The 12,255-nt window shown below is 69.5% G+C and carries 12 protein-coding genes; 1 reads left to right on the top strand and 11 read right to left on the bottom strand.

The genetic code is table 11. The annotated features are described in order from the left end of the window. Positions 1-10: 10 nt before the first annotated feature. From ACIBJB_RS44660 to ACIBJB_RS44650, 3 genes are all read right to left on the bottom strand, one after another. The gene (locus tag ACIBJB_RS44660) at positions 11-838 is read right to left on the bottom strand and encodes an anti-sigma factor family protein (RefSeq protein WP_398939899.1); all 828 of its coding nucleotides are present in this window, start codon (positions 836-838) and stop codon (positions 11-13) included. Then, positions 838-1,359 (bottom strand): sigma-70 family RNA polymerase sigma factor, encoded by a 522-nt coding sequence (locus tag ACIBJB_RS44655; RefSeq protein ID WP_010039908.1) that lies wholly within the window; start codon positions 1,357-1,359, stop codon positions 838-840. Before ACIBJB_RS44655 ends, ACIBJB_RS44660 begins: the two co-directional genes overlap by 1 nt. A 318-nt stretch (positions 1,360-1,677) precedes the next feature. Continuing rightward, positions 1,678-2,262, bottom strand: coding sequence for a CGNR zinc finger domain-containing protein (locus ACIBJB_RS44650; protein ID WP_398939898.1), 585 nt, complete (start codon positions 2,260-2,262; stop codon positions 1,678-1,680). Between the two features lie 199 nt (positions 2,263-2,461). Here ACIBJB_RS44650 and ACIBJB_RS44645 point away from each other — a divergent pair, with 199 nt between their 5' ends. Beyond that, positions 2,462-2,959, top strand: coding sequence for a DUF1772 domain-containing protein (locus ACIBJB_RS44645; protein WP_398939897.1), 498 nt, complete (start codon positions 2,462-2,464; stop codon positions 2,957-2,959). A gap of 69 nt (positions 2,960-3,028) precedes the next feature. Here the strand turns inward: ACIBJB_RS44645 and ACIBJB_RS44640 are convergent, their stop codons facing one another. The 8 genes from ACIBJB_RS44640 to ACIBJB_RS44605 all read right to left on the bottom strand — a co-directional run bounded on the left by ACIBJB_RS44640 (position 3,029) and on the right by ACIBJB_RS44605 (position 12,060). Next, a complete protein-coding gene (locus tag ACIBJB_RS44640; protein ID WP_057610815.1) occupies positions 3,029-4,183 on the bottom strand; it encodes a uroporphyrinogen-III synthase in 1,155 nt (384 codons plus the stop codon). A gap of 98 nt (positions 4,184-4,281) precedes the next feature. Next, positions 4,282-5,664, bottom strand: a complete 1,383-nt coding sequence (locus tag ACIBJB_RS44635) for a nitrate/nitrite transporter (RefSeq protein WP_398939896.1) — start codon at positions 5,662-5,664, stop codon at positions 4,282-4,284. A gap of 222 nt (positions 5,665-5,886) precedes the next feature. Further along, positions 5,887-6,564 carry a nucleotidyl transferase AbiEii/AbiGii toxin family protein gene (locus ACIBJB_RS44630; protein WP_398939895.1) on the bottom strand — a complete coding sequence of 226 codons (678 nt, stop codon included), beginning with the start codon at positions 6,562-6,564 and terminating at the stop codon, positions 5,887-5,889. Then, on the bottom strand, positions 6,561-6,932 hold the full coding sequence (locus ACIBJB_RS44625) for a hypothetical protein (protein WP_398939893.1): 372 nt from the start codon (positions 6,930-6,932) through the stop codon (positions 6,561-6,563). The genes ACIBJB_RS44630 and ACIBJB_RS44625 overlap by 4 nt, the downstream gene beginning before the upstream one ends. 66 nt (positions 6,933-6,998) lie before the next feature. Further along, positions 6,999-7,268, bottom strand: coding sequence for an ATP-binding protein (locus ACIBJB_RS44620; protein WP_398939892.1), 270 nt, complete (start codon positions 7,266-7,268; stop codon positions 6,999-7,001). Positions 7,269-7,434: 166 nt separating this feature from the next. Beyond that, positions 7,435-8,646 (bottom strand): acyltransferase, encoded by a 1,212-nt coding sequence (locus tag ACIBJB_RS44615; protein ID WP_398939891.1) that lies wholly within the window; start codon positions 8,644-8,646, stop codon positions 7,435-7,437. Beyond that, positions 8,643-10,844, bottom strand: coding sequence for a glycosyltransferase (locus ACIBJB_RS44610; protein ID WP_398939890.1), 2,202 nt, complete (start codon positions 10,842-10,844; stop codon positions 8,643-8,645). The genes ACIBJB_RS44615 and ACIBJB_RS44610 overlap by 4 nt, the downstream gene beginning before the upstream one ends. Before the next feature lie 286 nt (positions 10,845-11,130). Beyond that, positions 11,131-12,060, bottom strand: coding sequence for a hypothetical protein (locus tag ACIBJB_RS44605; protein WP_398939889.1), 930 nt, complete (start codon positions 12,058-12,060; stop codon positions 11,131-11,133). Between the last annotated feature and the right edge of the window lie 195 nt (positions 12,061-12,255).

The raw sequence follows: 12,255 nt of genomic DNA, 5'->3' as shown, positions 1-12,255 counted from the left end.
CGGCGGGAAGTTACGCGTCGACCTGGACGAGCTTCTTGCCGTCGGAGGTGACGACCTCGAAGTGGTCGATGTCGTTCTGAGCGGGTGCGACCGCGCCGCCGATGTAGAGAGGCTTCTTGGACTCCGGGGTCTTGCCGTCCGGGAGACCGTAGCCCCACTTGCCGACGGACCAGGTGGAGGCCGTCCAGCGCTCGCCGTTGTCGGTGACGGCGATGAGGGAGCACTTGAGCTCTCCCTTGACGCCCTTGAGCTCCAGACCGAGCGACGTGCCCCAGTCCTTCGTCTGCATGGCGACGGTCGCGCTGACGCCGGTCGAGGAGTCGGTCGCCGACACCTTGTCGTTCATGGACTCGAAGAGTTCCTTCGCGGTGCTCGCGAGGACTCTCGGCTGCTCCTTGTCGCCTCCGGAGTCGCCGCCGCCCGCCGCCATCGCGGCGAACGGACCGCCGATGATCAGCGCGGCCGCGGCCGCGACCATGTAGAAGCTGCGGCGCCGCTTCTGCGCACGGCGCTCCGCGACCTCGTCCACCAGCTTGTTCACGATCCGCGGGCTGGGCTTGGCGGAGAGCGACTCACCGATCGCGGGGGTGCCGGAGCCCGGCAGGTCCGCGAGGGCGGCGAGCATCGGCTCCATGCCGGCGAGCTCGTCGAGCTGCTGGGCGCACCACTCGCAGGTGGCGAGGTGGGCCTCGAAAGCGGTTGCCTCGGCGTCGTCGAGGATCCCGAGGGCGTAGGCGCCGACGGTCTCATGCTCGTTCGGCACCGGAGATCCCATCATGGAACCTGACATACCCGAACCGCCTGTACCGAATCCCTGGTTACCCCCATACACACTCATCACGCCGTCACCCCCCGCTCCTCCAGTGCGAGCTTCATCGACCGCAGGGCGTAGAACACCCGCGAGCGGACGGTTCCACTGGGAATGCCCAGGGTCTCGGCCGCCTCGTTGACCGTACGCCCCTTGAAATACGTCTCGACGAGGACCTCCCGGTGGGCGGGGGTCAGGTCGTCCAACGCATCCGACAGCGTCATCAACCACAGCGCCTTGTCGATCTCGTCCTCCGCGGGGATGACCTCCAGCGGCGACGGATCGACCTCCTGCGGCCGGGCCTGCCGGCTGCGGTGGCCGTCGATGACGATGCGCCGGGCGACCGTCACCAGCCAGGGGCGTACCGATCCGGTCGCTCGATTGAGCTGTCCGGCGTTCTTCCAGGCACGGATGAGCGTCTCCTGCACCACGTCCTCGGCTCTCTGGCGGTCGCCCGCAACCAACCGGAGGACATACGCAAGGAGAGGCCCGGCGTGCTCTCTGTACAGGGCACGCATCAGCTCCTCATCAGGTTCCGAGGGCTGGGACATGCGATGTCGGGCCCTCGATCCACGTTCATTGGCCACGACGGAATCCTTGCGCACGCCCACCTCCGATGTCCCGGGTTCCCCCAGTCGGTCGCTCGACTACGGGTACGGACGTGAGGGGTGGGGTGTTCAAAGGGCGACGACAGTTTTCTTCTGAGTGACGTGACGAGACAGGACATGCGCGCACATTCCCGCCGCGCGATCTTTACATTTCCGCCACACAGGCAAGATCACGACTACGGCCCGTGAGGTTGAGCGAGTAAACGACATGTAATCGAAATCACGTCGACAGGCCCTCCACAGAAGGGACATAACGAACAGTCAGGTGCGCGAGAGAGCCGCCCGCCTCCGGTGCCGGGCCACTCTTTCGCGGTTCCCACAGACCTCACTGGAGCACCAACGCCTCCTGCGTCCCCGTGACGTATCCAGATAGACGATGGGGCAGTTGTCCCCTTCGCACTCCCTGATCGCCGCCCGTGCGACCGGGTCCGTCAGCAGTCCTACGGCGTCCCTGGCGACGGCCCCGAGCAGTGCCGCACAGCCGGGCGGACCGTCCAACTCGCGCACCAGCGCGCCGTCCTCGTCCCGCACCGCGCGGGGAGCCGGAGGTGCGACCCGGGCGACGTCGTTGACGTGGGCGAGCGCGAGGTCGTAGCCGGGTCCGGGCGCTCCTCGCACCAACTGCCCGATCCGGCCGCGCAGTTCCCGGAAGCCGACGAGCCAGGAGGGGTCCGCGTGGGTCAGGTCGGTCCCGTCCGGCACCAGCCCCGAACCGACGATCCAGGCGCAGAGCACCTCCGTCGAGTCGAGGCGTTCCTCGGGGTGGGTGGTCGCGAGGAGGTCGAGGCTGATCCGTCCGGCGTCGAACCGCAGCTCGTACGCGACCGTGGCCGTACCCAGTGCCATGTGCCTGTCACCGCCTAGAGTGCCCCGGTCGTAAGGGGTCGGTGAGGTGCTTCGCGGCTGTTCCGGGGCTCCCTCTTACAGTGCCCTCCCGCTCTCGCCGCCGGAACCCCTCGTACCGGGAGCGGTGCCTGGACGCGCACGTATGCGGCGGCGCGTCTCGGCCATGTCGGCGCGAGGGGCGGGGCCCTTGACTGGAGACATGACACAGAGCAGCAGGAGCAGCCGATTCGTTCTCAGCCGGTTCGTCCTGGGCGCGGCCACGGTCGCCACGGGCCTGATCGCCGGGGCCTTCTACGTCTTCGCGTGTGCCGTCATGCCGGGCCTGGCGCGCAGCGACGACCGCGTCTACGTCACCGTGATGCGCGACATCAACGAGGTCATCCAGAACCCGGTGTTCCTCCTGAGCTTCCTGGGCGCACCGGCCCTCACGGCGGTGGCGGCCTGGCAGGCCCGGGGCAGCCGCCACCGGTGGTGGGTGTGGGCGGCCCTGGCGGCCTCCGCCCTGGGGTTCCTGGTCACCGTCGTCTTCAACATCCCGCTCAACGACGGCATCATGCGGAACGGCGACCCCGGCGCTCTGCGCGAGGAGTTCGAGGACGCGTGGGTGGCGTGGAACGTGGTGCGGGCGGTGCTGCTGACGGTGGCGCTGGGCCTTCTGGTGAAGGCCGTGGGCAGCCGTGCGGCGAGGGCCGACTAGTCGGCTGGTTGTATTGATCACAACCCTGCGGACCAGTGCGGACCCATACAGCCAGTGCCTCGGCAGGCGCTAGACGTCCGCGTACTTGGTGTCGGCGGCCGGGTCCAGTGCCAGCCGGTACCCCCGCTTCACCACCGTCTGGATCAGCTTCGGGGCCCCCAGGGCCGTACGGAGTCGGGCCATCGCCGTCTCCACCGCGTGTTCGTCCCGGCCGGCGCCCGGCAGTGCCCGCAGCAGCTCGGCCCGCGACACCACCCAGCCCGGCCGCCGGGACAGCGCCCGCAGCAAGGACATCCCCGCCGGCGGCACCGGCCGCAGCACCCCGTCGACCAGCACCGCGTGCCCACGGATCTCCACCCGGTGCCCTGCGATGGGCAACGACCGGGCCCGCCCGGGCAGCTCCTGGCACAGCAGCTGCACGAGCGGCCCGAGCCGGAAGCGCTCGGGCGACACCGTGTCCACCCCTCGCGCCTGCAACGGCAACGCGGTCACCGGCCCGACACAGGCCGGCAGCACATCGTGGTGGAGAGCGGCGAGCAGCTCCGGAAGCAGGCTCCGGTCCTCGGCCCGGGAGAGAAGGGAAGCCGCGGCGGGCGCGCTCGTGAAGGTCACCGCGTCCAGCCCCCGCGAGACAGCCGCATCCAGCAGCCGGTCCATCGGTGCCAGGTCCTCCGGTGGCATCCACCGGTACACCGGCACCCCCACCACCTCGGCTCCCGCGGCCCGCAAGGCCTCCACGAACCCGGGCAACGGCTCCCCGTGCAGCTGAATGGCGACCCGACGCCCCTCGACACCCTCCTCCAGCAGCCGGTCCAGTACCTCGGCCATGGACTCGGACGACGGCGACCAGTCCTCCGTCAGCCCGGCGGCCCGTATGGACCCCTTGACCTTCGGCCCGCGCGCGAGCAGCTCCACCTCGCGCAGCCGGTCGAGGAGCGCCTCACCGAGCCCCCACCCGTCGGCGGCCTCGACCCACCCCCGGAAACCGATGGCGGTCGTGGCGATCACGACATCGGGCGCCTGGTCGATCAGATCCTTCGTCGCCGCCAGCAGTTCGCTGTCGTCGGAGAGGGGCACGATCCGCAGGGCCGGCGCGTGCAGTACGGCGGCCCCACGGCGCTGGAGCAACGCACCGAGTTCGTCCGCTCGGCGCGCGGCCGTGACTCCCACGGTGAACCCCGCGAGGGGGCCGTGTTGCTCTGTTGCCTGCTGTTCGTCGTACATGGCTGTCGTCCCGCAGTCTGTCGTCTGACCTACATGCCGACCGAGCCTGTCAACGGCTCGTGACAGGCTCGGTTCCGCTTTATGTCGTCAGTGTTACGTCACACCTCGGCGTAGTTGAGCTGCGGCTTCGCCTCGGAGGCGGTCGTGGCCTGGCCCTGGGCGGCCGTGCGGCGAAGGTATACGGCCCAGGTGACCAGGAAGCAGGCCGCGTAGAAGGCGAGGAAGGCGACGAACGCGCCGGTTCCGGAGCCGTAGGAGAGGAAGGACTGGCGGAAGGCGAGGTTGATGCCGACGCCGCCGAGTGCGCCGACCGCGCCGATCAGGCCCATGGAGGCACCGGAGAGACGGCGTCCGTAGGCGGCGGCCGCTTCGCCCTCGAGCCCCTTGCCCAGGGCCTTCGTGTGGAAGATGCCGGGGATCATCTTGAAGGTCGAGCCGTTGCCGAGGCCGCTGAGGACAAAGAGCACCACGAACGCTGTGGTGAACAGTCCGAGCGACTTCTGCATGCTGGCGGCGATCAGGACCGCGGTCGCCGCGCCCATGCCGACGTAGTTGTACAGCGTGATCTTCGCGCCGCCGTACTTGTCGGCCAGCGCGCCGCCCACGGGGCGGATCAGGGAGCCGAGCAGCGGGCCGATGAAGGTGACGTACGCGGCCTCGAGCGGGGTCCGGCCGAACTGGTTCTGCAGCACCTGCCCGAAGGCGAAGCTGTAGCCGATGAACGAGCCGAACGTGCCGATGTAGAGGAAGGACATGATCCAGGTGTGGCCGTCCCTGGCGGCGTCCTTGGCGGCGCCGGTGTCGTTCTTCACGTTCTCGATGTTGTCCATGAAGAGCGCGGCGAGGACGGCGGCGACGACGATCAGCGGGATGTAGATCCCGAGCAGCACCCGGGGTCCGCCGCTGGCGCCGATGATCGCGAGGGCGACCAGCTGGATGACCGGGACGCCGATGTTGCCGCCGCCGGCGTTGAGCCCAAGGGCCCACCCCTTCTTACGGAGGGGGAAGAACGCGTTGATGTTGGTCATGGAGGAGGCGAAGTTGCCGCCGCCGATACCGGCCAGCAGACCGACCACCAGGAAGGTGTTGAACGAGGTGCCCGGCTTCATCACGGCGAACGCGGCGACGGTGGGGACGAGGAGCAGGCTGGCCGAGATGATCGTCCAGTTCCGCCCGCCGAAGATCGCCACGGCGAAGGTGTAGGGCACCCGGACGACGGCTCCGACCAGGGTGACCATCGAGGTCAGCATGAACTTGTCGGCCGGGGTGAGGCCGTACTCCGGGCCCATGAAGAGCACGAGCACGGACCACAGGGTCCAGACCGAGAACCCGATGTGCTCGGAGAGAACGGAGAAGAGCAGGTTCCGCTTGGCGACCTTTTCGCCGGTCTCCTTCCAGAAGGTCTCGTCCTCCGGATCCCACTGCTGGATCCAGCGGCCGCCCCTGCTCGGGGGTGCGGGGGCTGTACTAGGGGCTGTCATGACGCCTCCACGGTGCGACGGGGCTCGGTGGTTCTTTTCGGGGGTGCTGAGCGGTGATAAGTCCCGAAGGTAGGGAGGACGCGTTTCCTGCCTGTGGCACAGGGTGACCGGAAGGGAACTTTGCTCTCACCCCGGCGGGGGGCGGGATGAGAGGTCGTGGGGTCTTTGTGTTACGAGGATCTCCGCGCCGGGAGGCCACGGTGTGAGGACCGGCCGACCAGGTCAGTCGTCGGCGTCCTCGGGGTCGCCGTAGTCCTCGAGGATCCGCAGTCCGAGGTCGGACTCCCATTCAAGGGCCCATCTCCGCAGCTCAGCGATCTCCTCGGGAGTGAGCCCGTAGGCCGCGAACTCCTCGTCACTCATCCATACGACGCTCTCCAGCCGGTCGCGCAGGTCGACGAGGTCGAATTCACTCTCGTCCCGCGCGCCCAGCTGCTCCAGCTCGATGACGGAGTAGTACCGGCAGGCCGCGTGGACGTCGATCACGTCACGCGGCAGACCGCGATCGCCGAGGGCGCGTACCTTCATGACCACCAGGTCTTCGAGATCGACCACGGGACCGACGTCCATGACCACCGGCTGGTGAGCCAGAGCCTCTTTGAGAAGTTCGACTTCGCAGGCTTCCCGGCTGTCCGGATCCGTGACGAGGAGCCGCGCCTCGAGCGGCCTGACATCGAGAACGGCGACCGCCCAGCCCTTCCCCCGCAGGTCATCCTCGAAGGGCGGGACGATGTCCGTCATCGACGCAGGGTGCCGAGTCACGAAGTCCAGATCCTGACTGGGACGATCGACCAGGCCATGAGCCTGTACGGCATACCCGCCGGCGAGCGCGAGCTCGTAGTCCTGGCCCGCGTCCAGGGCATCAGCCAGCAGTCGGCGATACAGCGGGGGCAGCGTCATACCGGCCCGGAACGGCAGAGCTCGAGACCGGAAAGGCAGAGCTCGGGAAAGGCTTCCTCCCAGGCCTCGCGCACGCCACGCCCCAGCATCCTGCGCAGGATCGACCAGTGGCGGACGAGGTGCCCCTGATCGAGGTAGCGCACGAAGTCGTCCGTCGATCCGTTGTTCAGGACGATCCGGTACAGGCCCAGCAGCAGCTTCACATCACCGAGCTCGAAGACCCGCAGCCCCGACCACGCGAGCTCCAGGGGAAGCGCGACGGATCCGCTCTGGGGCCCGGCCAGCTCGTCGAGCGACACCGGCAGCCGCTCCGTCCCGTAACCCCAGCGGGAAGGCGCGCGCCTGCTTCGGTCCGCGTACTCGGCCACACCAGCAGTATGCCGGGCTTGTACGACAGCCGCCGCTGGACTGCTCACCGCTTCTGACCAGGCCGGTCACCCCGGCCCACCTCGACCACAACAGCTTCCCCGCACCCCGGTCGAGAAGCCCGTCCCCGAGCGACCAGCCGCCCACACATCGGCGAACTCCTGCACAAGGACCAGCCCCCGCCCTCCGACCGCGTCCAGCGAGGCGGGCTGAACGCGATCGCCGGGAGGCCGGGCGAAGGGAGCGGGGATATAGGGGTGACTGTCCCAGACCCCGACCCGCAGTCGTCCTTCCCCCCGAGCCGTCAGCCGCAGCGAGGAGGGACCCTTGGCGTGCACGTAGGCGTTGGTGACGAGCTCGGACGTCTACGTAGAGGGCGCCGTCCCACAGCTCGACACCGTTCAGCTGGACACACACCACGGGGCTGCCGCTTCCTCGGCTCGGAGGCATTTGGGCCAGTACCGTGCGGTGCTCAAGCCCGAGTCGACACGTCCCCCCGCCTCGTCAGGCCCCCTGACCGGCAGGCGTCGTCCGCTTCCCGTGTCCCCGCTTCATCCCGTTCGGCCACAACCGCGGCCTCCGCTTCGCCGCCAAGTCCTCGATCCACCCGAACGCCAGGATCGCGAGCCCGATCAGCGGCCAGACCAGGAAGAACATCCAGAGCATGTCCGTCGCGTCGAGCGCCGCGACCGCGCGGTCGCTCTGCATGAAGGGGAGGCGGTAGGCCAGGTCGATGATCGGGACCGTGGCCATGATCAGCAGGTTGTGCCAGAGGTAGATGGTGACGGCACGGTTGTTGGAGAGGGTCACCAGTTTGTCCCAGCGGGCCAGGCGGCCCGGCAGCTCCTGCCACGAGGGCGAGTACTGGAGCAGGATCACCACGAAACCGAAGGACCAGGCCGCCTGGGCCAGCGGGATGTCGTTCAGGTCCCAGCCCTCGGGGCCCAGATGGCCGGACGCCCACCACAGCGCGAAGGCCATCACCATGACCGAACCGGACACGGCGAGGTAGCGCGGGACCTTCGCCAGCACTCCCTCGTGGTGCGCGAAACCGAGGACCCAGCAGCTGCCGTAGACCGCGAAGTCGGTGACCGCGTTGCCCAGTTCGCCGGGGATCGTCACAAGACCCGTGCCCACCACGGCCGTCAGGGCCAGCGGTGCCAGCAGTGTCACCCACGGCACCCTGCGGAACGCCCACAGCAGCAGCGGGGAGGCCAGCACGAACCACAGATAGGCGCGGAGGTACCACAGCGGGCCCACCGCCTGATCCGCCCACGTGCTTTCCAGCAGGTCCTTCGGGAAGCCGACCTCCCAGGGGTACGGCGGCGCCCCGATCGGGATGACGTAGTTGACCATCTCCAGGAGGCCCCAGGTGCCGCTGTGGTCCGGGTCCTCGGACAACTTCCAGCCGCCTGCGAACATCAGCGGCAGCACCACCGCGCTGAACGCCCAGAGGGGAGGCAGGAGTCGGCGGATCCGACCCCGGATCACGCTCAGCGTCGGCCTGTTCAGCGAACGCGCCATCAGCGAGCCCGCCAGCGCGAACATCACGCCCATCGACGGGAACAGTACGGTCAGCCACGCCCAGCCGAAGAGGTGGTAGACGACCACGCGGACCAGCGCCAGGGAGCGGAGAAGGTCCAGATAGCGGTCCCGGCCGGGCGCCTTGGGCGCAGCGACCACCTCGCGCTGCCCCGCCGTGTACTCCTGCGTCATCCGACCGGCCTCCGCTCGTCACTCTCACTGCGTGTCCGCTGCCTCGCCGCCGGTCCGCCCGGTGCCTCGACGACCCCCGTGCGGCGCAGCTTCTGCCAGCGCAGGCGGCCTCCGGTGAGGGCCGTGATCCAGGACTGGAGCAGCACGACGTACATGAGCTGGCGGTAGAGGATCTGCTGCAACGGCAGCGAGATCAGGTGGGTCATGCGTTCCCGGTCGAGGCGGAACGCGTAGGCGGCGCAGACCAGTTGGATCGCGAGGACCCCCAGCCAGGCCACGATCGTCTTCTCGGTCGGGCCGAACACGACGCCGTAGAGAAGGAATACGTCGATCAGGGGGGCCAGCAGCGGCGCCACCACCATGAAGAGCGACACCAGCGGCAGGCCTACGCGGCCGAAGCGGCCCGACGGGCCCCGTTCCACGAGTGCCTTACGGTGCTTCCAGATCGCCTGCATGGTGCCGTACGACCACCGGTAGCGCTGGGACCAGAGCTGTTGCACCGACTCCGGTGCCTCCGTCCAGGCGCGCGCCTTCTCCGCGTACACCACACGCCAGCCGTCCCGGTGCAGGGCCATCGTGATGTCGGTGTCCTCGGCGAGCGTGTCGTCGCTCATGCCGCCGACGCGTTCGAGGGCGGAGCGGCGGAAAGCCCCGACCGCACCGGGAATCGTCGGCATGCAGCGCAGGACGTCGTACATCCGGCGGTCGAGGTTGAAGCCCATCACGTACTCGATGTGCTGCCAGGCGCCGATCATCGAGTCGCGGTTGCCGACCTTCGCGTTGCCTGCCACGGCGCCCACGCGCGGGTCGCCGAAGGGCTGGACCAACTCCCGCACGGTGGACGGCTCGAACACCGTGTCGCCGTCCATCATCACGATGATGTCGTGACGGGCGTTCGCCAGACCGCGGTTCAGCGCGGCCGGCTTGCCCGCGTTCAGCTGGCGTACGACCCGGACGTTCGGCAGGCCCATCGCCTCGACGATCCGGGCGGTGCCGTCGCTCGAACCGTCGTCGATGACGAGCACCTCGATGGGGTGCTCGCTCGCCATCAGTGAACGGACGGTGCTCTCGATGCACTTGGCCTCGTTGTACGCCGGGACCAGCACCGACACCGGCTGGGTGACCGGCTCTCCCCAGCGGAAGTCCTTGCGGCGCACCCGGCGGGCGTGGATGCCCGAGAGCAGCAGCATGAGGACGAACCGGCCGATGACCAGGGAGCCGATGATCGAGAGCCCGACGACGAGGACGTCGGTGATGTGTTCGGAGGCCTGGACCAGGAAGATCCACGCCTTGCCCTTCCACAGCTCGGGGCCGGCTACGGCGGTGTGGGCGGTGGGCGCGTCGAGGGCCTCGGTGAGGTTGTCGACCTCGTAGCCCTTGTCCTTCATGTCGGGCAGGAACCGGTCGAGGGCCTGGACCGTCTGGTGGCGGTCGCCGCCGGAGTCGTGCATCAGCACGATCGCGCCCTTGCCGTTCTTCGGCGTGGCGTTGCGGATGATCTGGCGTACGCCGGGCTTCTGCCAGTCCTCGCTGTCGGTGTTGTTGACGACGGTGATGTAGCCGCGGGTGCCGATGTACTCGGTGACCGGCCAGGTCTTGTCGTCCATGGCGTCGGCGAAGGAGGAGTACGGCGGGCGGAAGAGCGAGGTGCGGATACCGGCCGCGCCGGCGAGGGCGAGCTGGTTCTGGGACAGCTCCCAGTCGATGCGTTTCTTGGACTGGAAGGACAGGTCGGGGTGGTTGAAGGTGTGCAGCCCGATCTCGTGGCCCTCGTCGACGATGCGCTTGACCAGGTCCGGATAGCGGGAGGCCATGGTGCCGGTGACGAAGAAGACCGCGTGGGCGTGGTGCTTCTTGAGGACGTCCAGGACCTTGGGGGTCCAGGTCGGATCGGGACCGTCGTCGAAGGTGAGGACGAGCCGGCGGTCCGGCATCTTCAGGCTGGTGGCGCGGCCGCCGCGGGTGTCGATCACCGGGCCGCCGTCGAGGATCTTCTCGGGCACCTTGTCGGTGGCGGCCTCGGACCGGATGCGGTGGTCGGCGAGGATCTCGCTGTGGACGTAGCCGCGCAGCATCAGCATCGCCATCAGGGCGACGAGGACGAGCACGGGCAGCAGCAGGCGCATGGGCAGGCGACGGCGCCTGGAGCCGTCGGGGGCTCCTGGTGCGGCCCCCGGGCGGCGGGTTCGGGATGCCATCAGTGGATGTACTCCGGGGACGGGGAGAGAAGCGGGGCGTCTGAAGGCGCGGGAGCCGGCGTACCGGATATCTCCGACGCGACGGGCACGGAGGCGGCCGAGCCGGCAGCGGCTCCCGGTGCAGCCGCCGCGCGGCGGGTTCGGGATGCCGTCACAGAACCACCGGAAATGATCACGGCCCCGGACCGGGAGGCCTCCGACGCGATGGCCGAGCAAACGGGCGAGAAGGCGGCCGAGCCGACAGAGGACCCAGGTTCGACCCCCGCACGCCGGGTTCGGGATGCCATCACAGAACGTGCTCCGGGGACGCGGACGCGGACGACAGCGGATCGCCGGAAGGCGCGGGAGCCGGCGTGCCGGAGGTCTCCGACGCGACGGGCGCGGGCGAGGCCGGGCCGTCGGCCACCGTGCCGGGGCCGGCGCTGCCGCCGCCCGCGGTCTCGGTCGGGGCGACCGAGGGGTCGGGGCTCGTGGTGACGGGCGGGGTGACCGAGGGGCTGGGCGGCGGGGTGACCGACTGGGTCGGCTGCGTCGAGGGATCGACGCTGACCGACGGGTTGCCACCGGGCTGGGTCGCGGTCGCCGACGGATCGGCGGACGTCCCCGGCTTGCCCGGGCTCACGGTAGCGCCGGGCGCGGTGCCGCCGGCCCCGGGAGGCGGTGTCACCCCTCCGCTGACCGTCGGCGTGGTCCCCGGGATCACGCCCGCGGCGGCGGAGGGCAGGGCGGACTCCGCCGGCATCGGACTGGTGTCGACCTTGCCGGCCGGGGCGTCGTCCTTCGGGCCGGTCACGGGGAGCCAGGGCGCGTTGGAGTTGCCGGACAGCAGGGTGACGACGATGACGACGGCGTAGACCGCGCAGGCCAGGCCGACGGCGATGCCGATACGGCGGAAGCGGCGGCTGCGCCGGCCCGACTCGTCGACGAAGACCGGGCCGTCGGAGCTCTCGGACCCGCCCTCGCCTCCGGGGCGGCCCTCGACGCTCTCGTCGCCGTTCGGACCGATCCCATCGAGCTGGACGGTCACCTCGTGTGGATCGTGGGCGTGACCAGACCCGCTGCCGGACTCGTCCCACGGATCGCGTACGACGGCTCTGCGGCCGGCCGGCTCCGGGGCACCCTGGCCGCGGTCCGCTCTCGGGGCGCCGGGGAAGTCCCGGTTCCCGTCGTCGGCCGGGACTCCGGCCGGGTCTCCGGCCGGGACTCCGGCCGACACTCCGGTTGTGCCGGTTTCGCCGGTTTCCGAAAACGTCTGGGCAGTGCCCCCAGCTGTCGGTATGTCCTGGGTGCCTGATGCAGCCTCGGGCCATTCCGGTTGGGCGTCTTCCCGCCACTTTTTTACGTTCTTCACGCGCACGCACATCCCCCCACGGGCTGTTCTGGGCGCGCTGTCGACCTTGAGCACACGTCG

It is taken from the genome of Streptomyces sp. NPDC050759, assembly GCF_044456945.1.
GTDB lineage: Bacteria > Actinomycetota > Actinomycetes > Streptomycetales > Streptomycetaceae > Streptomyces.
Note: the sequence above shows the minus strand (reverse complement) of the source record. Positions and strands in the feature narration are given on the sequence as shown.

Bases quoted from the DNA above. Each gene is read 5' to 3' on its own strand.
- ACIBJB_RS44640 (WP_057610815.1), bottom strand. From the start codon at position 4,183: ATGTACGACGAACAGCAGGCAACAGAGCAACACGGCCCCCTCGCGGGG.
- ACIBJB_RS44645 (WP_398939897.1), top strand. From the start codon at position 2,462: ATGACACAGAGCAGCAGGAGCAGCCGATTCGTTCTCAGCCGGTTCGTC.
- ACIBJB_RS44650 (WP_398939898.1), bottom strand. From the start codon at position 2,262: ATGGCACTGGGTACGGCCACGGTCGCGTACGAGCTGCGGTTCGACGCC.
- ACIBJB_RS44660 (WP_398939899.1), bottom strand. From the start codon at position 838: ATGAGTGTGTATGGGGGTAACCAGGGATTCGGTACAGGCGGTTCGGGT.
- ACIBJB_RS44630 (WP_398939895.1), bottom strand. From the start codon at position 6,564: ATGACGCTGCCCCCGCTGTATCGCCGACTGCTGGCTGATGCCCTGGAC.
- ACIBJB_RS44615 (WP_398939891.1), bottom strand. From the start codon at position 8,646: ATGACGCAGGAGTACACGGCGGGGCAGCGCGAGGTGGTCGCTGCGCCC.
- ACIBJB_RS44610 (WP_398939890.1), bottom strand. From the start codon at position 10,844: ATGGCATCCCGAACCCGCCGCCCGGGGGCCGCACCAGGAGCCCCCGAC.
- ACIBJB_RS44635 (WP_398939896.1), bottom strand. From the start codon at position 5,664: ATGACAGCCCCTAGTACAGCCCCCGCACCCCCGAGCAGGGGCGGCCGC.
- ACIBJB_RS44655 (WP_010039908.1), bottom strand. From the start codon at position 1,359: ATGTCCCAGCCCTCGGAACCTGATGAGGAGCTGATGCGTGCCCTGTAC.